The following is a 940-nucleotide window of genomic DNA, read 5'->3' as shown; positions in this document are numbered from 1 at the left end:
TCAGGTTGGTGGTGAGGGTGCTGGTGTGGGCCCATAGTCCCCAGGCGAGGCTGGTGGCGGGGAGGCCTTGGGTGTGGCGGTGGTGGGCGAGGGCGTCGTGGAAGGTGTTGGCGGCGGCGTAGTTGGCTTGGGCGGCGCCGCCGAGTAGGCCGCTGATGGAGGAGAACAGGATGAAGGCGGCGAGGTTGTGGTGGCGGGTGTGGTGGTGGAGGTGGTAGGCGCCGTCGATTTTGGGGGCGAGGACGGGGTGGAGGTGGTCGGGGGTGAGGGCGGTGAGTGGGGTGTCGTGGGTGATGCCGGCGGCGTGGATGACGGCGGTGAGGGGGTGCTCGGGTGGTATCGAGCGGATGAGGGTGTGGACGGTGTGGGGGTCGGTGATGTCGGCCGCGGTGACGGTGACGTGGGCGCCTGCGGCGGTGAGTTCGGCGAGGAGTTGGTCGGTGCCGGGGGTGTGGTGGCCGCGTCGTCCGATGAGGTGGAGGTGGCGGATGTGGTGGTGGGTGGCGAGGTGGTGGGCGAGGAGGGCGCCGATGCCGGTCAGGCCGCCGGTGATCAGGACGGTGCCGTTGGGGTCCCAGGTTTGGGGGTGGGTGGGTTGGGGGGTGTGGGCGGTGAGGCGGGGGGTGAGTTGGGTGCCGGTGCGGAGGGCGGTGTGGGGTTCGTCGTGGTGGTGGGCGGTGGCGGCGGCTTGGGGTAGGGCGGTGAGGGATTGGTTGTCGTGGTCGATGAGGTGGATGCGGCCGGGGTGTTCGGTTTGTGCGGTGCGGATCAGGCCCCAGATGGGGGCGGTGGCCAGGTTGATGGGGTCGTCGTGGGTGGTGGCGATGGCTTGGTGGGTCAGCACGAGCAGGCGGGTGTCGGCGAGGCGGTCGTCGGCCAGGTAGGTCTGCAGGGTGTGCAGGGTGTGTTCGAGCACCACGTGCGCGGCGCCGACCGGGCT

Annotated in this window: 1 protein-coding gene; it reads right to left on the bottom strand. The window is 70.7% G+C overall.

Annotated elements, in window-relative coordinates:
* Window positions 1-940: beta-ketoacyl reductase (locus IL992_RS45560; RefSeq protein ID WP_193209505.1), on the bottom strand; the 940-nt coding region annotated here is incomplete at both ends.

The sequence above is a fragment of the Microbispora sitophila genome (assembly GCF_014892245.1).
Taxonomy (GTDB): domain Bacteria; phylum Actinomycetota; class Actinomycetes; order Streptosporangiales; family Streptosporangiaceae; genus Microbispora; species Microbispora siamensis.
The sequence above is the reverse complement of the archived record's forward strand: the minus strand, read 5'-3'. Positions and strand labels throughout refer to the sequence as shown.